At 66.8% G+C, this 21,366-nt stretch carries 21 protein-coding genes and 1 pseudogene; 6 read left to right on the top strand and 16 right to left on the bottom strand.

The features are described from left to right. Positions 1 to 2: 2 nt before the first annotated feature. Both AB0H76_RS35430 and AB0H76_RS35425 read right to left on the bottom strand, forming a co-directional pair. Complete coding sequence (locus AB0H76_RS35430; protein ID WP_357331446.1) at positions 3 to 326, bottom strand: hypothetical protein; 324 nt, start codon at positions 324 to 326, stop codon at positions 3 to 5. A gap of 49 nt (positions 327 to 375) precedes the next feature. Then, positions 376 to 1,615 (bottom strand): annotated as a pseudogene (locus tag AB0H76_RS35425) (oxygenase MpaB family protein). 293 nt (positions 1,616 to 1,908) lie between these two features. On the opposite strand from AB0H76_RS35425, the gene AB0H76_RS35420 reads away from it, so the two are divergent. Beyond that, positions 1,909 to 2,319 (top strand): group 1 truncated hemoglobin, encoded by a 411-nt coding sequence (locus AB0H76_RS35420; protein WP_357331445.1) that lies wholly within the window; start codon positions 1,909 to 1,911, stop codon positions 2,317 to 2,319. Between the two features lie 12 nt (positions 2,320 to 2,331). On the opposite strand, the gene AB0H76_RS35415 is transcribed toward AB0H76_RS35420, so the two are convergent. Together AB0H76_RS35415 and AB0H76_RS35410 are read right to left on the bottom strand one after the other, a co-directional pair. Next, on the bottom strand, positions 2,332 to 3,117 hold the full coding sequence (locus AB0H76_RS35415) for an enoyl-CoA hydratase-related protein (RefSeq protein ID WP_357331444.1): 786 nt from the start codon (positions 3,115 to 3,117) through the stop codon (positions 2,332 to 2,334). Beyond that, positions 3,114 to 3,722 (bottom strand): hypothetical protein, encoded by a 609-nt coding sequence (locus AB0H76_RS35410; protein WP_357331443.1) that lies wholly within the window; start codon positions 3,720 to 3,722, stop codon positions 3,114 to 3,116. The genes AB0H76_RS35415 and AB0H76_RS35410 overlap by 4 nt, the downstream gene beginning before the upstream one ends. 177 nt (positions 3,723 to 3,899) lie before the next feature. Between AB0H76_RS35410 and AB0H76_RS35405 the strand changes: the two genes are divergently transcribed. After that, positions 3,900 to 4,760, top strand: a complete 861-nt coding sequence (locus AB0H76_RS35405; protein ID WP_357331442.1) for an oxygenase MpaB family protein — start codon at positions 3,900 to 3,902, stop codon at positions 4,758 to 4,760. A gap of 82 nt (positions 4,761 to 4,842) precedes the next feature. Here the strand turns inward: AB0H76_RS35405 and AB0H76_RS35400 are convergent, their stop codons facing one another. From AB0H76_RS35400 to AB0H76_RS35360, 9 genes are all read right to left on the bottom strand, one after another. Further along, complete coding sequence (locus tag AB0H76_RS35400; RefSeq protein WP_357331441.1) at positions 4,843 to 5,913, bottom strand: YihY/virulence factor BrkB family protein; 1,071 nt, start codon at positions 5,911 to 5,913, stop codon at positions 4,843 to 4,845. 204 nt (positions 5,914 to 6,117) lie between these two features. After that, positions 6,118 to 7,092, bottom strand: coding sequence for a DUF5914 domain-containing protein (locus AB0H76_RS35395; RefSeq protein WP_357331440.1), 975 nt, complete (start codon positions 7,090 to 7,092; stop codon positions 6,118 to 6,120). Further along, the gene (locus AB0H76_RS35390) at positions 7,089 to 8,684 is read right to left on the bottom strand and encodes an FAD-dependent oxidoreductase (protein ID WP_357331439.1); all 1,596 of its coding nucleotides are present in this window, start codon (positions 8,682 to 8,684) and stop codon (positions 7,089 to 7,091) included. The genes AB0H76_RS35395 and AB0H76_RS35390 overlap by 4 nt, the downstream gene beginning before the upstream one ends. Beyond that, positions 8,681 to 9,013, bottom strand: a complete 333-nt coding sequence (locus AB0H76_RS35385; protein WP_357331438.1) for a lycopene cyclase domain-containing protein — start codon at positions 9,011 to 9,013, stop codon at positions 8,681 to 8,683. Before AB0H76_RS35385 ends, AB0H76_RS35390 begins: the two co-directional genes overlap by 4 nt. Beyond that, on the bottom strand, positions 9,010 to 9,348 hold the full coding sequence (locus tag AB0H76_RS35380; RefSeq protein ID WP_357331437.1) for a lycopene cyclase domain-containing protein: 339 nt from the start codon (positions 9,346 to 9,348) through the stop codon (positions 9,010 to 9,012). The genes AB0H76_RS35385 and AB0H76_RS35380 overlap by 4 nt, the downstream gene beginning before the upstream one ends. Before the next feature lie 2 nt (positions 9,349 to 9,350). Next, a complete protein-coding gene (locus AB0H76_RS35375) occupies positions 9,351 to 10,343 on the bottom strand; it encodes a phytoene/squalene synthase family protein (protein WP_357331436.1) in 993 nt (330 codons plus the stop codon). After that, positions 10,340 to 11,863, bottom strand: a complete 1,524-nt coding sequence (crtI, locus tag AB0H76_RS35370) for a phytoene desaturase family protein (RefSeq protein WP_357331435.1) — start codon at positions 11,861 to 11,863, stop codon at positions 10,340 to 10,342. Before crtI ends, AB0H76_RS35375 begins: the two co-directional genes overlap by 4 nt. Before the next feature lie 13 nt (positions 11,864 to 11,876). Further along, on the bottom strand, positions 11,877 to 12,989 hold the full coding sequence (locus AB0H76_RS35365; protein ID WP_357331434.1) for a polyprenyl synthetase family protein: 1,113 nt from the start codon (positions 12,987 to 12,989) through the stop codon (positions 11,877 to 11,879). Beyond that, the gene (locus tag AB0H76_RS35360; protein ID WP_357331433.1) at positions 12,986 to 14,053 is read right to left on the bottom strand and encodes a nucleotide disphospho-sugar-binding domain-containing protein; all 1,068 of its coding nucleotides are present in this window, start codon (positions 14,051 to 14,053) and stop codon (positions 12,986 to 12,988) included. Before AB0H76_RS35360 ends, AB0H76_RS35365 begins: the two co-directional genes overlap by 4 nt. A gap of 601 nt (positions 14,054 to 14,654) precedes the next feature. Between AB0H76_RS35360 and AB0H76_RS35355 the strand changes: the two genes are divergently transcribed. Continuing rightward, the gene (locus tag AB0H76_RS35355) at positions 14,655 to 15,521 is read left to right on the top strand and encodes a MerR family transcriptional regulator (protein ID WP_357331432.1); all 867 of its coding nucleotides are present in this window, start codon (positions 14,655 to 14,657) and stop codon (positions 15,519 to 15,521) included. Positions 15,522 to 15,582: 61 nt separating this feature from the next. Here AB0H76_RS35355 and AB0H76_RS35350 read toward each other — a convergent pair whose 3' ends face one another. Then, complete coding sequence (locus AB0H76_RS35350) at positions 15,583 to 16,092, bottom strand: Ltp family lipoprotein (protein ID WP_357331431.1); 510 nt, start codon at positions 16,090 to 16,092, stop codon at positions 15,583 to 15,585. Positions 16,093 to 16,292: 200 nt separating this feature from the next. On the opposite strand from AB0H76_RS35350, the gene AB0H76_RS35345 reads away from it, so the two are divergent. Then, the gene (locus tag AB0H76_RS35345) at positions 16,293 to 17,327 is read left to right on the top strand and encodes a serine/threonine-protein kinase (protein ID WP_357331430.1); all 1,035 of its coding nucleotides are present in this window, start codon (positions 16,293 to 16,295) and stop codon (positions 17,325 to 17,327) included. Positions 17,328 to 18,025: 698 nt separating this feature from the next. Here AB0H76_RS35345 and AB0H76_RS35340 read toward each other — a convergent pair. Next, positions 18,026 to 18,670 (bottom strand): class I SAM-dependent methyltransferase, encoded by a 645-nt coding sequence (locus AB0H76_RS35340; protein WP_357331429.1) that lies wholly within the window; start codon positions 18,668 to 18,670, stop codon positions 18,026 to 18,028. Between the two features lie 447 nt (positions 18,671 to 19,117). On the opposite strand from AB0H76_RS35340, the gene AB0H76_RS35335 reads away from it, so the two are divergent. Further along, positions 19,118 to 19,906 (top strand): M12 family metallopeptidase, encoded by a 789-nt coding sequence (locus AB0H76_RS35335; protein ID WP_357331428.1) that lies wholly within the window; start codon positions 19,118 to 19,120, stop codon positions 19,904 to 19,906. Between the two features lie 276 nt (positions 19,907 to 20,182). Here AB0H76_RS35335 and AB0H76_RS35330 read toward each other — a convergent pair whose 3' ends face one another. After that, positions 20,183 to 20,344: a carbohydrate-binding protein gene (locus AB0H76_RS35330; RefSeq protein ID WP_357331427.1), complete on the bottom strand. Its 162-nt coding sequence runs from the start codon at positions 20,342 to 20,344 to the stop codon at positions 20,183 to 20,185. 314 nt (positions 20,345 to 20,658) lie between these two features. Here AB0H76_RS35330 and AB0H76_RS35325 point away from each other — a divergent pair, with 314 nt between their 5' ends. Continuing rightward, the gene (locus AB0H76_RS35325; protein ID WP_357331426.1) at positions 20,659 to 21,342 is read left to right on the top strand and encodes a GAP family protein; all 684 of its coding nucleotides are present in this window, start codon (positions 20,659 to 20,661) and stop codon (positions 21,340 to 21,342) included. Positions 21,343 to 21,366: the final 24 nt, after the last annotated feature.

The raw sequence follows: 21,366 nt of genomic DNA, 5'->3' as shown, positions 1-21,366 counted from the left end.
CGTCAACGCGCACCCGGGCCGCACGGCGTCGGAAGTCCCGATCCCGTGGCCAGATCGCAGACGCCACCGGTCAGCATCTGCACCGGAGTGACGGCCAAGAGCACCAGCAGCCCGATGAAATTCCCCTGCTGCAGCAGCCACACCGCCGAACGCGCCGCGTTCGACGCGGAATCAACAGCTGCCGAACCGGTTCCGGCTTCCGCGACGGCGCCGACCGAGGGCGGCGAAGGGTCGAGTGCGCTCGGTTCTGCCGCAGCGCCGGCAGCCGCGGCCACCAGGGTCGCCGCAGCGACCGAAGCGACCGTAAGACGGAAAGTAGTACGCATCATCGCGCTCCTTGGTTGTAAATCGAGAGTGGGGGTTGGGCCGGCCGCGCTATCGGTGCGGCTTGCTCATATCCCTGTTCATCATCGGAATCTCGATGCTGATCGGCATCCGCAGTTCCGCCAGATAGATCAGGGCGGCCTGGCGGAGGAACTCGTCGAACAGCCAATAGGCGTCCGAGGCGAGCGGGACAACCGGAAGCAGCCCCTCCCGGACCGCGATGAACGGCCCCCAGCTCACCCGCAACAGCGGATCCCACACCAACTCTCGCGGAATCCGGAGTTCATCGGCGATCCGATCACCGAGCAGGAAGCGCGTGAACGCGCCCAGCACCGGCTTGGTCAGGATGGTGAGATCGATATTGACACCGAGCTGCAACAACCGATCCGCCAGTTGCGCACCCTCCGGTGTCACCGCAATGATCGGATCAAGAACCTGTGCGGCTTGAGAGTTGGCCTCGGGCCACGAATTCGGAATGTATTCGTCACGAATACCCAGCATGTGGGCCGCCACCTGCCAGGAGTGCAGGAAGGCATCCGCCTCGTGGGCGGGCATCGGCACGCCCCACGCGGTGAGATGCTTCATCACCGTGGTCGGCAGACTGTGCCAGGTCACCATCATGTCGTTCTGACTGATCGGAATGCCTTCTTGCGCAACGCTTGCCCAGTGCGGCGAACGCGGCAGCAGATTGCGCACCGCCGCATGCACCAGACGGGTTTTGACGCAGGTCACCACCATCTCCCCGTCTGCCGCATAGGCATTGTGAGTGCCGATGTCGTAGCCGAGCTTGGCGGTCTTGGTGATCCGGTCCTTCAAGTCGTGGCCGCCCTTGGAGTAATAGACCGCGCGCTTCCTTCGGAATGACGGTGCTCATCATGCCGCTGGCCAGTCCGTACAGCACCCCCAGGTAGAGCCCCCGCTTCTTGTTGAACTGGACCGCGGTCGCGAGCTTGCCCTGATCGGCCCACTGCGGCAGCCGGCGTGCGTACTCCATGAAGTCCCGCAACTCGGCGGGCAATCCCTCCGGTAGCGGCTGACCGTTTCTGGTCCAGGTCCGCAACAGCGCGTTGACCGCGGGGACTTCACCTCGATCGATCAATCCCGCTACCAACTCGTCGGCTTCCGGATCCCACAGGGTCATCGGATCCGCTCCGTCGCCGTCTCCCGCGACCGACCCCTGCGGCGACCAGGTCCACGGCTCCGCCCGGGCCGGGACCATTACCGCCATGGCGCCGAAGGCGCCCAACATCCCGCTGGCCTTCAGTGCGCTCCGCCTACTGAGACTGTCCATGGTTTCGCTACTCCTCGTCGAGCCCGAGCACCTGTTCCGATGCCGGTGTGCGCCATTTTTTGTGAGAATATCGAGTAACATAACAGGACAACTGACACTTTGTAAGGAGTTTTTTGAGAACGTGTTCTCCTAGTTTCTGTCAGGTTTCGGCCGGGGATCGCCGAGCATCCATCGCTGTCGAGCGAACAAATCACTAGTAACTTCCCAGCGGCCTCCAGCAACGGGCCCGCGCCCGGCACGCAGGCTCCGCGCGGCGGGTTCGCCGCATCGACCACGTCAGGCAGGTACACCGCATGCCAACCCCTTCACCCTTCGAACCCGACCCGGAGCCGAATACACCCCCGACGACCTACGAGCAGCTAGGTGGTCACGAGGCGCTGGAGGTGGTGGTCGAGGACTTCTACGCGCGCGTCCTCGCCGACGAGGCACTGCGCCCGTTCTTCAGCGGCACCAACATGTCCCACATGAAAGGGCGGCAGGTCGAGTTCTTCGCCGCCGCCCTCGGCGGCCCCGAGCCCTACCTCGGCGCCCCGCTGACACGGGTGCACCGCGGCCGCGGCATCACCGTGCACCACTTCGACCTCGTCGCGGGCCATCTCGTCCACGCTCTGACCGCCGCCGGAATCCCGACGGAGCTGATCGCCCAGGTCATTGCCGTAGTGGCGCCACTGGTCGACGACATCGCCTCGGACGCCGGCGCCTGAGTCCGTCGGCCCTCAGCGCCCCGACAGCCACTCATCCAGATCCGGCAGATCCCTGGCCGCGACACCACGGAACCGCGGCGGACGTGCGAACGCCGCTTCCGGGCTCCCCTGCGCCGCCATGGCAACCAGCGCCCGGCGGATGACCGCCGCGGAGCCGGGCGCGACGTTGTCGGCGAGATCGCGCGCCAGCGCGTAAGCCGCCGGGAGCAGATCGGCGGGCGCGTGCAGACTGGTGACCAGTCCGGCCGCGAGCGCTTCCGCGGCGGTGAAGACACGACCGGTCAGCATCCACTCCTTCGCTTTCGCCAAGCCGACCAACTGCGGGAGAAACCACGTCGAGCCGCCTTCGGGAAACAGGCCGCGGCGACCGAACACGAATCCGAACTTCGCCCGGTCGCTGGCCAAGCGGAAATCCGCCGCCAGGGTCATGGAAATGCCGACCCCGACGGCCGGCCCCTGGATGGCCACGACGATCGGCTTGTTGGAGTTCGTCATCGGCCGGGCGACGCGGGTGGCCGGTTCGACCCACTCCGGATCGGTGAAATCGTCGAGGGCGGACTCTTCGAGATCCATTCCCACACAGAAGTAGTCACCCGCGGCCGCGACAACGATCACCCGGACCGCGGCATCGCGATCGGCTGCTGTCAACGCGGCCCCGAGCTCGTCGGCCATCGCGAGGGTGAACCCGTTCCGGGCGTGTGGACGGTTCAGCGTGATCGTCGCGATCGCGTCCACGGCACCGTAGGTGATCGTCGTGTAGACCACCTCGTCACTCGAATACCTATCATTGCTGGTCATTTCCGTCGCTCCAATCGTGGCGAGTACATGGAATCCGCGGCTCTCCGCGCGAAGCTTTCGGGAATCGCGTATCCAGCCAGCAGGAGGGCGCGCAGGATGGCCCGGAGTTCGCGCTGGAAGGCGTCCCCGTCCGAAGACTTCCGCGTCGTGTGCCGCTCCGCATCGATGACGAGTCGCAGCAATTCCATGCGGAACCCGCTCAGCGGCGGGGGGCTCAAACTGGACAGTGCGCCGACAGTGGCGCGAGCGCACCGGGCAACGGCATCGATCAACTCGGCCTCCGGATCACTCGCCCAGGTAAGGCCGAGGCGTTGGGCCAGGGTCGCGGCGCTGGCGTACTGACGAGCGACCTGTGCGAATGCCCGTGCCAGACGGTCGATCTCGAATCGTTGCGAGCGACTGCCGGTTTCGCCCTCCAGGGCCTGCGCGAGGTTGCCGAGGACGATCTCGACCGCGCAGTCGATCTGCTCGATGCGATGGAGAATGCCGCGCGGATCGGCGGGCGGACGCGTGAACTCCCCCAGGACGGCTGCCGCCTCTGCCAGCGCCAGCGCCGCGGCTCGGAAGTAGGTCGAGGTTACCGTCTTCGTGGGAGCGTGGGACACGGAGCCCTCCTTCGAACATCAGCTGTTGCCGCGGCCGCACGGCGAGCCACTCCGGTGCACCAATACCGAAGAATAGACAATAACTTATGTCCACGAACGATGCTGCGGACCAGTTGCCCCGACGGTGAAGGAGTGAGAGTATTAGTCGAATATCGAATCACTCTCTCGGGAGGTCTCGTGCCCGGCACGACCGAACATCGATCCGAAACTCCCGCCGACACACCCGATCCCGAACCGGCCGACCGCTACCTGGCCGGACCCGCGGCGCTCCTCGGCGGCCCGGCGAACGTGATCATGCAGCTGAGCCTGCCGCCCGTCGGCCGCGGCGTCGTGGAGAGCACCGTCGACAGTGGCCGATACACCTTGCATCCGCGCAAACGTGGGCGCACGACCCTCACCTATCTGGCCGTCGCCATGCTCGGCACCGATGCGGAGCGAGCGGCCTTCCGCGAAGCCACCGACACCTCACACCGGCACGTCCGCTCGGGGCCCGATAGCCCCGTGCAATACAACGCTTTCGATCCGCGCCTGCAACTCTGGGTCGCCGCGTGTATCTACCGCGGCACAGCGGATTCACTCAGCTTGCTCTTCGGCCCCATGGACGACGCCTTCGCCGACGAGCTCTACGCTGAATCCAGCCGCTTCGGCACAACGCTGCAGATGCCGGCACACCTGTGGCCGCGCGACCGGGCGGCGTTCGCCGAGTACTGGGAAACGCAGCTGCCCCACACGTCCTTCGACGACGAGGTCAAGGCCTACCTGCTCGACCAGGTCGTCGACCTCGGCCCCTATCGACGCTCCGAACGCCTGGCATTCCGCCGGCTGAACCGCTTCTTCACCAGCGGCTTTCTCCCCCAGCACTTTCGAGATGAACTCGGACTGGACTGGGGGCCGCGCCGCCAGCGCGCCTTCGAACTGATCATGCGGACCATCGGCGCCGCCATGCACCTCCTGCCGACTCGATGGCGGTTGTACCCGCTCGACAAACACCTGCGCGATATGCGACGCCGGCGCGCCCTCGGCAAACCACTGGTCTGACCGGATCGGCGCGAAGGCTCCAAATATTTGATTAACTTATTCGTCGGCGATCGGTCACTGTGGTGTCCTATCTCAGGCGGAGTTACCCGCGTCGCGCGGACTGCGCGTTCTCGATCGCGTCCTTGTCCAGGTCATCCAGCTTGCGCGTGTCACGCGGTTCGGCGAACGGCTCCACGTGTTCAGGCAGTCCCCCGGCGATGGCTTTGCCGTGGTCGAGCTCGGCATTGATCTCGGCGCCCAGCAGGAGAGCGATGTTGGTCAGCCACATCCAGACCAGGAAGATCACCACACCCGCGAGTGCGCCGTAGGTCTTGTCATAGGAGGAGAAGTTCGCGACGTAGACGGCGAACAGGGCCGAGACGATCAGCCACAGCAGGACCGCGATGACACCGCCGGGGCTGATCCATTTCACCCCACCCTGTTTGGCGTTCGGGCTGGCCCAGAACAGGACCGCGAGCAGCACCGACACGAGGACGAACAAGACCGGCCACTTCGCGATATTCCAGACCACCACCGTGGTTTCCCCGACGCCGAGGAACTCCCCGATCTGCTGGGCGACCGGACCGCTCGCGACCACGATGACCGCACTGATCAGCAGAATGATCACCGCGAGCACGGTGACACCCAGCCGAATCGGAGTGGTCTTCCAGAATGGGCGTCCCTCGCCGATGCCGTAGACGACATTCGAGGCGCGCATGAACGCCGCCACATAACCCGACGCCGACCACAGCGCGACGGCCAAACCCACGATCGCGCCGAGCCCGGCGTTGCTCTTGTTGGCCTGTGCCTGGGTGATGAGTGTGCGCACGAATTCGGCACTCGAACCCGGCGCGATCTGCTGAGCCTGATTCATCAGGTCCTCCGCGGTGTTCGGCCCCAGCAGACCGAGCAGCGAAACCAGCACGATCAGGCCGGGCACGATCGACAGCACCGCGTAGTAGGTGAGCGCGGCGGCCAGATCGGTCAGGTTGTCGCGCTGGAACTGTTTGGCCGCGCGCTTGATCACCGCCAGCAGTGAGGGTTTGGACAGCGCGGCCGGGCTGCTCGGCTCATTCGGATCGAGATCGGGGCGGGCCCCGGTAGCGGTGACTTCCGCACCGTCGGAGTCGCCGGCCTTGTCCCCGTGCCGGTCCGGACCGTGTTCTGTTGCCATTCGATTCACCTCGCCCAAGTGTGTCCGTCACGCGTGGGATGGAGCGCCGCGTTGATCCGTGGTGCCCGAAGTTATGGCACGCAAACATCACTCGAGCACAGAAGAACGCCTATCGCATCGAGTACGGCCATTCGAGAGCGGGCACTTGCGTCAATACGTCATCGGCACCGGGCGGCAGACGTTGTACTGGTCCGCGTCGATGTCCTATCGGTCGCGCAGGGCGTAGCGCCGCTCGGCGTAAACGAGATCATCGCGCCAAAGACGTTCCGCCACATAGCGCATCGCCGGACGCAACAGCGGCAGCGCCCGCCCGGCATGCCGGAATCCCGGCCGCTCCGAATGCGCGACGACGGCCTCGATCACGGCGGTTCGCGCACGCCCGTCGGGGCCGGGTCCCATGGGGGTGGCGTGGGTTTCGACGATGCTGCCGACCCCTTCACCGGCGGTGATGCGCATGACGATGGTGCGCGGGTCCGGGCAGGTGAATTCCGCTTCGACCGGCACGCCGAGCTTGCGCGTCACCCGGAAGGTCACGGCCAGGACGAACCGGTGGTTGTCTTCGGTGATGTCGTGTCGCGGCGGGGCCTGTGTCACGGACAACCGCGCGAACGAATAGGGGTGGAACCACGAGCCGTGCCATGGATCGAGCCGGTTGGCGATGATGTCGCGCGGCTCGCACACGCCGACCAGGCGGGTCACCGCGTGCACGGTGGTGTCGGCCGGGCGCGCACCGAGAATCGGTGCGGCGGTGGGTTCTTCGCCGCCGACCGCGTCCAAGCGCACCCAGGCCAGTATTCCGTCGTCGTGCGCGGGGTACGGGCTCCACCGCGGCGAGCCCCCGACCCCGACCCGCATGCCGTGCCATCGGCAGATCAGCGCGGCGTCCTCGACCTCGGCGGTCCCCAGATCCGCGCCCAGGTGCGGGCACGCGCCGGGACCGACGTGCAGGTGGCCGCCCCGGTCACGCCAGGCCACGACCTCCACGCCGCTGACCGTGGTCGCGAACGGTCGCTCGGAACTGATCTCGCGACTGGCGGCCACGGCGTACCAGTTGCCCGAGGGTCGGCGCTGCGACCAGCGCAGCGCCGCGGCGATCAGCGCCGGGTCGGCCGCTTCATAGGTGGGGTCCTGACGCGACCAGGTTTGCGGCGAGAATCGTTGCAACGGCGAGTTTTTCATCGATCTTGCCCTCCGAGGGTTGCCAATGTGCGCAGCACTGCCGAGCGTCCGCGGCCCGGAACTGTCTGCAAGTCGTGGCCGGCGCCGCCGTGCCGCTCGAGCAACGCGTTGGCCGCCAGCCATCCCGTCGTCGCGGCTCGTTCCATCAACGCCACCGGCAAGTCGACGCGAATGCCGTCGCCGGCCAGCATCAGCCCGGGCACCGGGGTCCGCACACCCGGCCGGCGCGCGAAGTCGCCGGGTGCGAAGCGCGGGCAGTCCTGACGCCACAGCGTCGTCTCCCCCACGATCCGCGCGGCGGCGGTCTCGGGATAGAGCTCGTACAGCCGTGCCAGCAGCCGACGGCGCAACTCCGCGGCCGGTCCGGGCGCCGGCTGCTCGTCGGCCGCCGCGTAGGCGTGCAATTCGACGACGCTGCCGCCGTGCGTGCGTGCCCAGTCTGCCGCCTGCCGCTCGTAGGAGCTCACGATGCTGATGTTGTCGAGCGGGTCCATATTTCCGGTACCCAGGAAGCTCGGCCGGTCCGCCCGCACCGGCGTATCCAGCCACAGCCGGTGCACCGCGAAACTCGGTGCGGTGGCCAATTCGGCTATCCGCGAACGCCATTCGGCTGTGCCGAGGGTCGGCGAGGCGGCGACGATCCGGCGCAGGCCGGCGATGTCGGTGGCCAGCACGACCGCGTCTGCCGATGTCGTCGCCCCGGTGTCGTCCGCGACGACGAAACCCCCGCTCGCGATGTCGATTCGCTGCACGCGGACGCCGGTGTGGAACCGGACCCGCCCGGGTCGTCCCGGCACGTGTGGCGCGGTGAGGTACTCCGCCAGCGGGTTCCACAGGCTCACGTCGAAGTTGTCCTCGGCGACGTCGAAAACCAGGCCCTCGCTGGAGCCGAGGAAGTAGATGTGGAACATCGCCGCGAGCTCGGCGGCCGACATGTCCTTGGGGGCGACGAAGAAACTGCGGGAGAACACCTCGAAGGCCAGGTGCCGGGCGGCCTCCGGAAAGTTGATGTCGCGCAAGAACGTTTCCGCGTCGAGGTGGTCGAGTTGCTCGTAGATTCGGGGCACCGACACCGCGGCCAATGGCGCGGCGGCGCGGGCGTCGAGATGGATCAGGTCGCGCAGGCGGAAGGTCGGGCTGCGCAGCGCGAAGGCGATCGCGTTCCACGGTGGGGTCCGGGGGATGCCGCGGAAGGTGTCCAGGCGGCCGCGGCCGTCGATCAGCGGATAGTCCTCCAGCCGGTGCAGCCGGTCGAGCCGAGGATCACTGCGCGACAGCAGCTTTCGCAGATTGTAGTACTGGGCGAAGAAGGCGTGGAAGCCGCGATTCATGGCGACCGGGCTGCCGTCGTCGAGGCGGTGTGCCCAGCCTCCGACCCGGCCACCCAGGTATTGCTCACCCTCGATGACCTCGACCTCGAATCCGCGTTCGGCCAGCCCGGTCGCGGCAGCCAGGCCGGCGATGCCCGCACCGACGACAACCGCCCGGGGGCGCCGGCCGTCCTGGCCCAGATCGGGCAGTCCCGCCGCCCCCGGGTGGCGCACCCGCCGACGGTCCCGGCCGAGCCCTGCCGTACGCACGTCACTGGTCATTGTCGGGCTTCCTCCTGTCGCTGTCGTGTTCGCTCCCAGCCGAGCAGGACCGCGGTCACCAGCGCGAACCCGAAGAGAAAGTCCTCGACCGGAATGTCGAACGGAAACCGAAGGCCGAGAATGTGATCCGGGTTGTAGATGATGATGGGGGCGTCGAGATCGGTCAGCCAGCCGTCGACCGGGATCTGGAATCCGAGCACGATCAGCATCGACAGCCAATAGGCCGGGCGGTGAAACAATCCCGTGCGCAACCACATCAACTCCACCAGGCACACGACGACAACCGCCACCACGGCAGGCAGGGTGTAGCCCACTCCCCCGAGGTTCATCGGTCAGCCCGTTTCCGGGCGCCGAGTTTCGCTTTGTCCAGCAGGCCTTCGACAGCGACGAACGTCAGTAACCCGCACAGCGGCACGACCACGAAGAAAAGGAACTCCTCGAGCGGCAGCCCGCCCGGCAGGCGCACGCCGAGCACATAGCGCGGGTTGAAACTCCACACGCCCGCGGCGATCGCCACCAGATCCCAGATGACGAACACGGCGATCGGCAGCACGGCGCCCAGCAGCAACCGCGGCCGGCGATACACACCCCGGCCGAGGAATTCCAGCGGCACCGTCAGCACCACGCACACGATCAGAACGAGCAGATAGTGCCATCGGTCCACGGTCACTCCTCGGTGGCAGTCGTCGCGGGGTCGATGGTCGGCGCGGACGCCGGGCGAGGTGTTCGTTCCGGTTCCGCACCGCGGCGGGCCCACCACGCCTTGAACACACCCGCGCCCCCTACTCGCAGGCGTTCACCGGTACCGACCTTGGCGCGATGTCCGAACACTTCGAAATCGCGGTCCTCGATCCGGTCGAGGATCCGCGCGTACAGGACCGACGCGGTGGCGACGCAGGGCCGTGACCGTGGTGCCAGCGTGTCGATGCCCTGGCGCGCGTGGTCGTAGATCGCCCGCGTGGCGGCGTGCTGCGCGGCCAATGCGGTGCGGACCCGGGGCTCGGCCTTGCCCCGGCTGCTGCACCACGCCAGCAGTTCACGGTCGACGCCGTGCGCGGCGAGTTCGTCGGCGGGCAGGTAGACGCGATCGCGGGCCAGGTCCTCGTCGATGTCGCGCAGAAAGTTGGTGAGCTGGAAGGCTTTACCGAGCGCCGCCGCGTAGGGCGCGGCTTCGGTGGCCGCCGAGGCGGTGCCGAGCACCGGCAACAGCTGTAGTCCGATCACTTCCGCCGAACCGTAGACATAGTGATCCAGCGCTGCCCGGTCCGGGTAGTCGGTGACCGAGAGGTCCATGCGCATCGAGGTCAGGAACGCGTCGAAGAGGTCCCGGGGGATCCGGTAGCGCTCGACGGTGTGCTGCACCGCGGCCAGGACCGCGTCGCCACCGGTCTCGCCGGACTCGAATTGCCGCGCCAGCCCGGCTAGTCGGTCCGCGCGCTCGGCGACGGTGAGCGCGGGGTCGAAGCCGTCCAGGATGTCGTCGGCCCGGCGGGCGAAACCATAGAGCGCATGCACGGCAGGGCGCTGATCAGGTGCGAGCAACCGCGTCGCCAGGAAGAAGGTCTTGCCATGGCGGGCATTGAGCGTGCGGCACTCGCGATAGGACTGCTGCAGGGCGGGATCGTCGATCCCCGCGGCGGCGAGTTCGGCGCGCGTCATCGAACGTTCCGATCCGCTACTGCTCCCGCGGTTCGCGGGGCAGCGTTCCAGGGGCCGGTAATCCGGTCCGCCGCCAGCCGGCCGGAGATAAGCACCGGCGGTATGCCGACGCCGGGGACCGTCGATCCGCCGGCCAGCACCGCATTGCCGACCCCGCGCACCATATTGCTGGGCCGGAACGGCCCGGTCTGGGTGAAGGTGTGCGCCAGCGCGAACGGACTGCCGGCAAGCATGTCTTGGCGCGCCCAGTCCGCGGGTGTCACCACACGCAGCACCTCGACGCCGCGCATCGCGTCCGCGCCCAGCCGCCGGCGGGCGATGTCGATGATCTGCTGCGCGTAGGCCGGACCCATGGTGTCCCAATCGATCTCGCCGCTGGACAGATTCGGTGCGGGCGCGAGCAGATAGAGCAGATCGCGCCCCGGTGGTGCGAGGGACGGGTCAGCGGCGGTGGGCCGGGTGAGCAACAGCGACGGATCGGACATGACCCGGCCGTCGGTGATGATCTCGCGGAACACCGATCGCCAGGCGTCGCCGAACAGCAGGGAGTGGTGCGGCAGCGCGGTGTCGCTGTCACAGCCCAGATGCAGAACCACCGCTGACGGTGCGGCACGCACGGCGACCGGCCGGCGTGAGCGGTGCCCGAGCAGCGCATGACTGCGATGCAGCTCGGTAGTCAACACCACTGCATCGCAAGCAATTTCGACACCCTGCTCGGTGCGCACCGCCTGCACGCGGTTGCCGGATCTGGTCAGTTCCGTCACCGAGTCGCCGTATCGGAACCGCACGCCGGCGGCTTCGGCCGCCGCCGCGAGCGCATCGGGCACCGCGCGCATGCCGCCGCGCGGGAAGTAGACCCCCGCCATGGTGTCCATGTAGGCGATCACGGCGTAGGCCGCCCGCGCGTGCTCGGGCGCGACGCCCGCGTACAACGACTGGAAGGTGAAGACGCGTCGCAGGTCCGGGTCGTCGATGAACTGGGCGACCTTGCGGTCCCATCCCCGAAACCCGCCCAGGGCGACGAGCCGGGCCAGCGCGGGAGTGAGCATCGACAGCGGTGAATCGAAATTGGCCCCGATGAAATGATCGAATTCCGCCGCGTAGAGCCGGGTGAGCCAGGCGCGCAGCCTGCCGTAACCCTCCGCTTGCCCGGCGCCGGCGAATTCGGTGACCCGCCGGGCCATTTCGGCGGCGTCGCTGTGCACCTCGAGGATGCGGCCGTCGGCGAAACGCGCCTGATAGGCCGGCGCGACCGGGAGCAGATCCAGCCGATCCGAGGTCCGCTCCCCCACCGCCGCGAAGGCTTCGTCGAGCAAATCGGGCATGGTCAGCACCGTCGGCCCGGTGTCGATGCGGTAGCCCGCGATGTCGAGCCGGCCCATGCGGCCGCCCGGCGTGGCTTCGCGTTCGACAACGGTGACCGTGCGGCCCCGGCCCGCCAGGTGCAGAGCCGCCGACAAACCCGCCAATCCCGCGCCGACCACGACGACATGATCGGTTCGACCCGAAACGGTGCGCATCAATTCTCCCTCGTCACAGCTGTCGCGCGGTGCACAACAGCGCCATATGTTCCAGCGCCGCACGCCGATCCGGTTCCAGGCGGTGCCGTGCGAGCACCGCGGTGGCCTCGGCCACCCGGTCGGTAATCATCGATTCGATGTACTCCGGCGCACCGGTGGCCGCGATGAGCTCCCGGCAGCGGGCGATGGCCGTGGCGTCGAGCACCGGCAGTGCCGTCAATTCCGTCAACTGGGTGCGCACCGCGGTGTCGGCCAGCTCGAACGCGGCGACCACGACGCTCGTCGCTTTGTGCTGGCCCAGATCGCTGTCCTCGGGTTTGCCGGTGACCGTCGCCGAGCCGAAGATCCCGAGCAGGTCGTCACGGAGCTGAAAGGCCTCACCGACGAGACTGCCGTAGCGACCCAGCGCCGTCGTGGTCGCCGGTGGGCAATCCGCCAGCGCCGCACCGAGTTCCAGCGGGCGTCGCACCGTGTAGTTCCCCGATTTCGCGCGGGCGATGGCGAGGACCGTTTCGAGCGAGGGTAGCTCTCGGGTGTCGTTGGATAGGTCCGCGAATTGCCCCACCGCCAATTCGATGCGCATCACGTCGTAGGACGGCCACAGCCGCGCCAGCGCCTCGGCGGCGATGCCGCTCTCGCGCACCATCTGCTCGGCCCAGACCAGGCACATGTCACCGAGCAGCGTCGCCGCGGAGTCACCGAACCGGCGCGCGGACCCGGCGCGGCCGTTCTCGCGATGCCGCTCCGACAACCGCAGATGAGCCGCGGCTTGCCCGCGCCGCAGCATGCCCTCGTCCATCACATCGTCTTGGAGCAGGGCGAAGGCGTGCAGCAACTCCAAGCTCGCGCAGGCCCGTAGAACGGCCGGGTCGGGCTGCTCGCCACACAGCCAGCCCAGATACATGAAGGTGGAGCGCAGGCATTTGCCGCCCAGTGCGTACTGGCGCAGCACGTCCTCGACGCCGGCGAACGCCAGCTCCTCGATGCGCACCTGCTCCAGAAAATCAGCGACCTCGTCGAGCATCCGAGTGCGCAATTGGTCGTGCCAGAGCGCGAAGCCCCCCGCCTCATGCCATCCGGCCGACGCGCGCTCTGGCCGGGCTGGATCGAAAAGCGCGGTGCTCACAAGGATTCTCCGTTTCGGGTCGGTGTGCCACCAGGTCGGCTGTGCGCGTGCCGGGGCGTTTGCGCCGCCAGCACTTCGGCGATCGATTCGAGAGGCGAGGACGCGGCCATCCGGGCCGCCATCCGACGCGCCGCGATGCGATAGTGCGGCGAGCCCGAGATTTCATCGACGGCCGCGGCGAGCCGGGCGGCACCCGGACGTGCGGTGCCGAGATCGATGCCGGTGCCCGAGTACGCCACGCGTGCGGCTATTTCGGGTTTGTCGGCGGTGCCACCGGCCACGATCAGCGGCACCCCGTGCCGCAGTGCCTGCTGCACACCGCCGTACCCGCCGTTGGTGATCATCACATCCACCAGCGGTAACAACTGGTTGTAAGAGACGAAATCGGTGACGTAGGCGTTGGCCGGAACCGGCCCCAGCGGCCTGGGCGCACCTCCCGTGCACGCGATGACCACCACGTCGTCCCGATCGGCCAGCGCGCGCAATGTGGGCCGGATCAATTGGTCGAAATCGCTGTTGTCCCAAGTACCTTGGGTGACGTGGACTACCGTGCGACCGCTGCGCAGCACGCTCCACCAGGTGGGAAGCACCGGCTCGGCTGAGTCCTCGAGGGGTAGCGGGCCGGTGAACACAACCGATTCCGGCAGATCGGCGCGCGGGTATTCGAACTCCGGCACCGTGAATTGCAGGAACCGATCGGCCAGCACGGGCCAATCCAGCAGGAACACCGGCGCGGGACCGACACCCAGCGCACGCAGGGTGGCGTCCAGGCGTGACTGGTTGCCGCGGAACAGTACCCGCTCGACAAACCGGTTCATCATCGCGTAGTCGCGGTCGGGATGCGGCGGCCAGCCGATGCCGAACGGCGCGCAGTCCGCGCTGGAGAGCATCAGCGGAACCACCCCGCAGGCCAGCACCGGCGGACGCGCCGCTCGACCGAGGATCAAGGGAATGGCGCCGGTGAACATCACGTCGACCAGCACGGCATCGAACTGTGCCCGGTCCAGCTCTGCGCGCAGGGCCTGATACTGGGCAGCGAGTGGATCCAGAAAACCTGTTCGCATCTCGATTCGGCCGGTTCGCCACCGCCGCAACAACTCTGGGAGCAGCCCAGCGGAGACCGCGGTGCGCGAAACTTCCGCCGCTTGCGGCAGGATCGCAGGGTGCAAGCCATGCGCCCGGACCGCACCCTCGAACGCCGCGCCGGTCAAGAATGTCACTCGGTGACCACGCCGCCGTAGATCAGCGGCTACCGCGATCATGGGCGTCACGTGCCCCGGGATCGGTGTCGCCGCGATCAAGTATCGAGCCATTGCGCTTGTTTCCTCGCTGACCACTCGCCATTGCCGATCGTGCAGAGTCATGCGATCCAGACAGCGGGTGGCGCCGATGCCGCCCGAACCGATCCTACGTCAAACGGTGCAGAAACGATGCACGCAGCGCGTGGCGATTCCGCGTTTTCGCCGGAGGATATCCGCAAATCGTGAGCATGCATCATTTATGCATCGTTTGCATGATAGCGTCGGATCCGCGAATCCGGCAGGTCGGCGACCGGGTCCCTCCGATCAGCGGGAGACACTTGATGATCTCGACTCCGCACGACCAGCACCCAGCGACACGCCCAACCGCAGCGCTCGATTTCTTCGCGGATCATCCGCCGCGGCGATGACCGCGGTGCCGGGCGGCGCCGATCCCCAGCAGGTGACCGAGTACACCGTGGGGGCGGTGGCGCGGCGACTGGGCATACCGGTGGACACCCTGCGCAGCTGGAACCGCCGCTACGGCATCGGCCCCCGGCAGCACCATCCAGGCCGGCACCGCCATTACACGGTGCGCGACATCACCGTCGCTACCCGAATGCTGGAGCTGGTCCGATCGGGCGCCAGCCCGGCCAGCGCGGCCCGCGCCGCCCAGGCGATGCACGTGCCCGCCCCCGCGCCGGACGACGTCGACGCCGTGATCGCCGCCGCCGAGGCGATGAGCGGGGCCCGGCTGGAGCACCTCATCTCTACGCACCTGGCGCGCGACGGCGTGGTCACCACCTGGAATCGCCTGTGCCGCCCCGCTTTCGACCGCATCGTGCGGCAGCAACGCGCGGGCGCGGGCTATATCGAAGTCGAGCACCTGCTGTCCTGGGCCGTGGTGACGAGTTTGCACCGCGCCGTCCCCGCCTCATCCCCCGCCGCGGGGCGCCCCTCCGTCATCCTGGCCTGCACCGAGGACGAGCAGCATGTCCTCCCGCTGGAAATACTGCGGGCCGCGCTGGCCGAACGCGGTTGTCCCGCACTGCTACTCGGCGCCTCGGTGCCCGGCGAAGCGCTGGCACACGCACTGGCGCGCCAACGCCACCCCGCACCCGTGGTGCTGTGGTCACAGGCCGCGCACACCGCATCGACCGAGCCGATCCGCGCCGCGGCACCGCTCGCCGCCGTCGTCCTGCTGGCCGGGCCCGGGTGGAACGAGCATCCCGAGGCCGTCGAACAGCGCCATCTCGGCTCGCTCGAAGAGGCTCTCGAGGTCCTCGTGAAGTGAACGAGGCCGAGCGCACTGCCTTGACACTGACCAGGACGGCGGCTACCGCCGAAAGAGATTGTCAGTAGGCGGCATTGACTCCGTACTCGGCCTGGGCGCGCGTGAAGCCGTCGTACACCAGCTGATCGATCAGCCCGGACCGGGAGAACGAGGTGTAGTCGAGGTACTGCTTGGCGCTCTTTGCCGCCTGCTCGTTCCAGTCCACATTCAAGCTGTCCACCGCGAACGTAGCGTCCGCGGTAGAGAATTCTTCGTACTCGAGCTGGTGGATCAGACCGGTGCGGGAGAAGGCAGAGTAATCGAGGTACTGCTGGGCAGTCCGGATGGCGTTGCGCTGGCTGGAGGTGAGCTCCTGCTGGGCCGGGGAGAATTCGACCGCGAGTGACGACACGGGCGCCTCGAGGTACGGCTGAGCGGCATCGGCCGCTGCCGGAGCGCTGTTCCACGCGGGTGCCGCCACGGCGAGAGCCAGTACTGGGGCGCCGACCAACCACACCCACTTCTTCTGCTTCTTCGGCGCGGCCACTGCCGACAGGTAGCTGGGCTGTGGGGCGAGGAACGGCTCGGTCATCTGGTGCTCCAGGAAAGAAGGTGCGTCGTCGCCGACGCGTCCCGCATATGCGAGAACAGGTCAGGATGCCACAACCCACCAACATCGATGAAATATGGCTCTGGGCAAGCCGATTGGCCTGTTTCAAGGGTGTTGAATCTTTCGATCCCCGCGCGTAATGTTCGCCGGTTCCGGGAAGGATCGAACGCTAGTACAGTCTGATGTCCGTGCCCTCCTCTCCTTCCGAAACGCGCCTTGCCGCATACGGTTCCGTCTCGACGTCCCTGGCTCTACTCAGTGATGACGCGCTGCGACAGGCCCTGGACGCCGCAGTCCCGCTCGGATCGGGCATCGGCGGGAAGTCGGTGTTGCTGGAGGTCGCCGGGAGGCAGGTGTTCGTCAAGCGGGTACCGCTGACGGACTTGGAACTGCGGCCCGAGAACGTCCATTCCACGGCCAATCTCTTCGAGCTGCCGATGTCTTGCCACTACGGCATCGGCGGCCCAGGGTTCGGTGCGTGGCGCGAACTGGCCACGCACGCCATGACCACCGACTGGGTGCTCGCGGGCGAATACGCGGGCTTCCCATTGATGTACCACTGGCGGGTTCTGCCGGATAAGACACCACTGCCCGAGGAGCTGGCCGACATCGATCGGGTCGTCGACTACTGGGAAGGCGAGCCGCAGGTCCGGCGGCGCCTCGAGGAGCAGCGCGCGTCCTCGGCGAGCATCGCACTGTTCCTGGAATACATCCCGCGAAACCTGTTCGACTGGCTCGCTGAGCAACTCCGGGCAGGCAGTGCGGCCGCCGACCGCGCGTTGGCCATGGCGGATAAGGAAATAGCGGCAGGTATCGCGTTCATGAACGCCAACGGCCTGCTGCATTTCGACGCTCACTTCCAGAATCTCCTCACCGACGGCGAGCGCCTCTACTTCGCCGACTACGGACTGGCGATCTCCTCCCGTTTCGAACTGGCGGAAAACGAACTCGCCTTCTTCGAACGGCACCAGAACTACGACCGCTGCTACGCCGCCATGTACACAGGCCAATGGCTGGTGACCGAGCTCTTCGGCCCCGGACGCGAACAGCGCGAGGCCCGCCTGCGCGCGTACGCCTCAGGCCAGCCACCAACCGGAATCCCGGAGACCGCCGCGGCGATCCTCACCCGCGACGCGCCCGTCGCCGTCGCAATGACGGACTTCTTCACTCTGCTCCGATACGAGACCAGGCGGGCGCCATACCCAGAAGACCTCTGACCCGGTCGGCGAATCGGCTCCAAACTGAACCCGCAAGCATGATGGTGCGGTCAAACCGCTCGGCCTGGCTGATCCGAACGGCCTTGTGAGCGGCTAGTTAGAGACTGGTGTCAGGACCAGATCCCGGCAGGCGATTGGCTTGCCGGGCAACACGATCAGCGGCGTTACATCTCACTCGCCTTGACTGAAGGCAGGTCTGGTCGGCGCTAACTTTTCACCCAGCACACTCACCGCGGCGAGGCGCGCTCAGGAGTCTTCGGGCAGGGCTTCGTCCGGCTCGAGGGCTTCGTCTGCCCCGAGGGCTTCGTCCGGCTGAAGGGCTTCCAGTTCACTGGAATCGCGGTAAAGAATTGCTCGGGCTCTTGCTCGCCAGACATGGCGTTGCCTCCTCCCGCTCGGCCCAGTGCCGACCCACACGAGATGATCTCACGGCGAATGGCCCGCAACGCCCAAATCGACAGCGGCAGAGACTGACTGGACAGCATGGCCCAAGTCGGGATTCCGGTAGTAACCGCCGAAAAACCAACGGATATGCCGTGGCTGGTCGCGGGTGAGTCCTGGTTCATCCTGCGGTGATGGCCTGTTGCTGGTTGGCTTGGCTCCCCACGCTATTGGTTGGTGCCGGAGGTCGGGTTCGTGGCGGGCGGCGTACGTCGGGGACCCGCGGTTCCGAATGGCGAGCCCGACATATGCAGAAGTTAGGACTTACTGCGTGCGAAAAGAATCGCTTGCTGAGCTTTCGCATCCAGGTCGAGCAGCATCTGGGCCTCGACCACGAATCCGGCATCGTGCAGCCAGGATGCCACCTGGTCAGGCTGACGGCGGTGGACATGGACCTTCATCGGGTGACCGCCGTAGCCCTCCGTCTTCAACCGCGACTCGTCGCCGACGTGAAACAGGAGTTGCAGCGGTCCGCCGGGACGCAATGCTCGGTGGAAGCGTCCGAATACAGTCGGCACCTCGTCGTCTGGGATGTGGATCAACGACTGCCAGGCGAGCAGGCCGGCCACCGACGCGACGGGCAGGTTCAGTTCCGTCATCGAGCCCACCTCGAACCGCAGGCCGGGGTGGTCGCGCCGGGCTACGTCGATCATCGCCGGGGAGAGGTCGATACCGAAGGCGTCGACACCGAGCTCATGCAGATGGGCGGTGACTTCACCGGGGCCGCAGCCGACGTCCGCGACCGGCCCGCCGCCAGCGGTCCGCACGCTGTCGGCGAACAACGCCAGAGCCGCGCGAAGGTACTGGTGTCCGGCGAGGGCGCCGCGCACTTGGTCGGCGTAGCTGACCGCGACCGTGTCATAAGAGGTTCGGGTGTCGGCCAACCAGTCATCCGTGGTCATGACCGGCACGATATTCCATGATCGCGGCGGACTCGGCGCTACCCGAGAACGACGAAGGTGCCTCCACCCGGCCGGGTGGAGGCACCGGTAGGCAGGACGGCATTTGCTCATTGCGCGGGCCCCGAGAGACCTTGGCCGATCTCTGTCATCCGGGGGCGTGGGCATCGGTGACTGCGGCGAACGGCGGTACGCGCCGCGCCGGCCGCCTCGGACTGGCCGCTTTCCTCAGCGCGCACAGCGGCATGAGCGGATGTGGGTTGTTGATCTGAGTGCGTTCGCCGACCGCACTGTCATACATCCCCGGGGGGTGCTGTCGCGGTATGTGGGCGGGCCGTGGCTGCGTCTGGGAATCGTGACCTCGACACCACCGGCGAGTGACGTCGAAGAGCCTACGGAACCGGTGGTCGAGGGGTATTTATGACACACACAACAACATAGGAGGAGACAGTGAGCCGCACGCCCCATCCTCGATCTACTCCACACCCGAAGCACCGCCTGGCGCGATGGGGTTTGAGTGTCGGTCTCGCTCTGGTCGCCTGCACATCAGGGGCGGCGGTCGCTGGCGTGGCCGAGGCGGTACCGGCCGGTTCGTGCGCCGCACCCGTGGCGAGGGCGAATCCACACGACAGGCTCACCAGCGGTGGCGTGCGATTCGACGTCCACCCGGAAAAGAAGTGGCCGAATGGCGTCATCCCCTACTACATCGACAGCGCTTTCAACGCTGACCAGCGGAACATCATCACGCAGGCCATCAACAACGGCTGGAACAGTCGGGTCGGCTGTCTCAAGCTGAGGCCTTACGCAGGCGAGAAGGACTACGTGTATGTCAGGCCCGGAGACACCTGCCGGTCCGACATGGGCAGACAGGCCGGCGGGCAGTACCTCTTCCTGAACGTGACGGGCTGCGTCAATCAAGCGGAGGTTCTTCGCCAGTTCATGTTCGCCGCCGGGATGGGCTGGGAGCACAGCTCGCCTGACCGGGACAATTACATCGATATTCTCTGGGACAACATTCCCGAGGGGCAGCGATATCTGTTCGAGCAGCAGAACCTGAGCGATTTCACATTTCTCGGTGAGTTCGACTTCTACTCGATTCGGATGCTCCCGCTCAATGTCCTGGGCACCAACAAGCCGGTCTACAGGATAAAAAGAGATGGAATTGACACGAACAGGATCGGCAGGGGAAAAGATTTCACGTCCTCAGATGTGGATGCGCTGAATGCGTTGTATTGCTGATCTGTCCCCGGGGCAGCTTGCGGCGCACAGCCGAGGAGCGGAGCGCTCGCCCGGCGGTCGGTCTCGGCTGTGCGCGGCTTGTGCTTCTCCGCGGGGCCGGTTGCGGAGTCCAGGCCTCGCCCGATTCGTGCGCTCGGACAGCTCGTAGGATCGCGCGGGTCTCGGCATGAGCGCGCACCCGGAACCGCTGTCGGCCGGCCAGTTTGGACGGCCGACCAACGCGCGGGTCGCAGCATGCGCGTGCATTTACCGCGCGGGCCCGGAAAACCGCGACCTCTATTCGGATTCTCGCCACAACGTGAACACCTCGACGGGTGCCCAGCCAGGATTCGAGGTGTGAGCTTGGAGGCACTCGAACGACCGGCCGATGTAGGTGACTAGGTCACCGGGTTCGTAGCGGGTGTTCAGGGTCCACTCGGAAACGACTGGTTCGGTCATGGGGCAACCGTCCATAAGCGTGTTTCCATGATCATGACAGAGCTTCGTCGTACACGAGAACGCTTCATTTCCATGAGGATACGAAACCGGGGGGCTCTTCTGGTGGGTATCCGCAACACACGGTCGTCGGCAGATCAGTGCGTTCGTCTGCAGGCACCGCGGCTCTCAGGATCACGCTCCACGGCATTTCAGTGCAGTCTGGCTGACCAACCCCAAAGTGCCCGAAAGCGCTCCAACGGTGGGCCAATGGCGTCTACCGGCAGACCTTCACGACGGCGGAATCGACCAGCACCTCCCGTATGGTCGGTTGCGTCATGCTGATCTTCTTACTGGCCCTCGCGGGGTTCGCCTTCCTAGATTCCCTACACGTCCTGAACGTAGGGATCACCGCCGGGGTGGTCGTAGACAGCCGCCTGAGCCGTCGCTCGCCCATCCCGGGAGCTTTGAGCTTCATCGCGGGAATCTTCCTCGCCACAACCGCTTTCGGAATCTGCACCGTCCTGGGACTGAGCTTTCTGACTGATCTGGTCGACTTCGACATCACACCGACCGTTCGATACCGGGCAGAACTCGTCGTCGGCGCAATTCTCCTCATTCTCGGTGTCATCCGGCTGCCGAGCGGCTCGGTAGATGCGATGCCCTCTTGGGCGATAGCGGCACGCCGAAGACCTGCGCTACTCGGGTTGGCAGGTGCCGGCGTCGGCACCGTTCAGGCACCGACCGCCGTCCCGTACTTGGCTGCGCTGGCAATGCTTTCAGTGCGAGAACCACGGCCGGCACTGTGGCCGCTGATCGTGGGCGCGTATTGCCTGATCGCACTCCTGCCGCCGCTTGTGGTGCTGTTCACCGCGACACGACGCTCAGCCGGTGCGCAGCGGTTCTACCGCAAGGTAGTCCGAGCACTGAACCGCTTCGGCTCGATGTCGGTTCGCATCCTCTTCCTGATCTTCGGCGCCGTGCTCGTGTGGGACGCGCTCAGGAACTGCTCGTCGCTGTAGGAGGAACCGGGAGGGTGCGCACCT

Origin of the sequence: Nocardia sp. NPDC050712 (genome assembly GCF_040654295.1) — a bacterium.
In the GTDB taxonomy this organism is placed as follows: domain Bacteria; phylum Actinomycetota; class Actinomycetes; order Mycobacteriales; family Mycobacteriaceae; genus Nocardia.
This window is presented reverse-complemented; position numbering and strand designations above follow the sequence as displayed.

Coding starts and splice junctions, on each gene's coding strand:
- AB0H76_RS35430 (WP_357331446.1), bottom strand. CDS start 326: ATGCGTACTACTTTCCGTCTTACGGTCGCTTCGGTCGCTGCGGCGACC.
- AB0H76_RS35420 (WP_357331445.1), top strand. CDS start 1,909: ATGCCAACCCCTTCACCCTTCGAACCCGACCCGGAGCCGAATACACCC.
- AB0H76_RS35415 (WP_357331444.1), bottom strand. CDS start 3,117: ATGACCAGCAATGATAGGTATTCGAGTGACGAGGTGGTCTACACGACG.
- AB0H76_RS35400 (WP_357331441.1), bottom strand. CDS start 5,913: ATGGCAACAGAACACGGTCCGGACCGGCACGGGGACAAGGCCGGCGAC.
- AB0H76_RS35395 (WP_357331440.1), bottom strand. CDS start 7,092: ATGAAAAACTCGCCGTTGCAACGATTCTCGCCGCAAACCTGGTCGCGT.
- AB0H76_RS35390 (WP_357331439.1), bottom strand. CDS start 8,684: ATGACCAGTGACGTGCGTACGGCAGGGCTCGGCCGGGACCGTCGGCGG.
- AB0H76_RS35385 (WP_357331438.1), bottom strand. CDS start 9,013: ATGAACCTCGGGGGAGTGGGCTACACCCTGCCTGCCGTGGTGGCGGTT.
- AB0H76_RS35375 (WP_357331436.1), bottom strand. CDS start 10,343: ATGACGCGCGCCGAACTCGCCGCCGCGGGGATCGACGATCCCGCCCTG.
- crtI (WP_357331435.1), bottom strand. CDS start 11,863: ATGCGCACCGTTTCGGGTCGAACCGATCATGTCGTCGTGGTCGGCGCG.
- AB0H76_RS35360 (WP_357331433.1), bottom strand. CDS start 14,053: ATGCGAACAGGTTTTCTGGATCCACTCGCTGCCCAGTATCAGGCCCTG.
- AB0H76_RS35355 (WP_357331432.1), top strand. CDS start 14,655: ATGACCGCGGTGCCGGGCGGCGCCGATCCCCAGCAGGTGACCGAGTAC.
- AB0H76_RS35350 (WP_357331431.1), bottom strand. CDS start 16,092: ATGACCGAGCCGTTCCTCGCCCCACAGCCCAGCTACCTGTCGGCAGTG.
- AB0H76_RS35345 (WP_357331430.1), top strand. CDS start 16,293: ATGTCCGTGCCCTCCTCTCCTTCCGAAACGCGCCTTGCCGCATACGGT.
- AB0H76_RS35340 (WP_357331429.1), bottom strand. CDS start 18,670: ATGACCACGGATGACTGGTTGGCCGACACCCGAACCTCTTATGACACG.
- AB0H76_RS35330 (WP_357331427.1), bottom strand. CDS start 20,344: ATGACCGAACCAGTCGTTTCCGAGTGGACCCTGAACACCCGCTACGAA.
- AB0H76_RS35325 (WP_357331426.1), top strand. CDS start 20,659: ATGCTGATCTTCTTACTGGCCCTCGCGGGGTTCGCCTTCCTAGATTCC.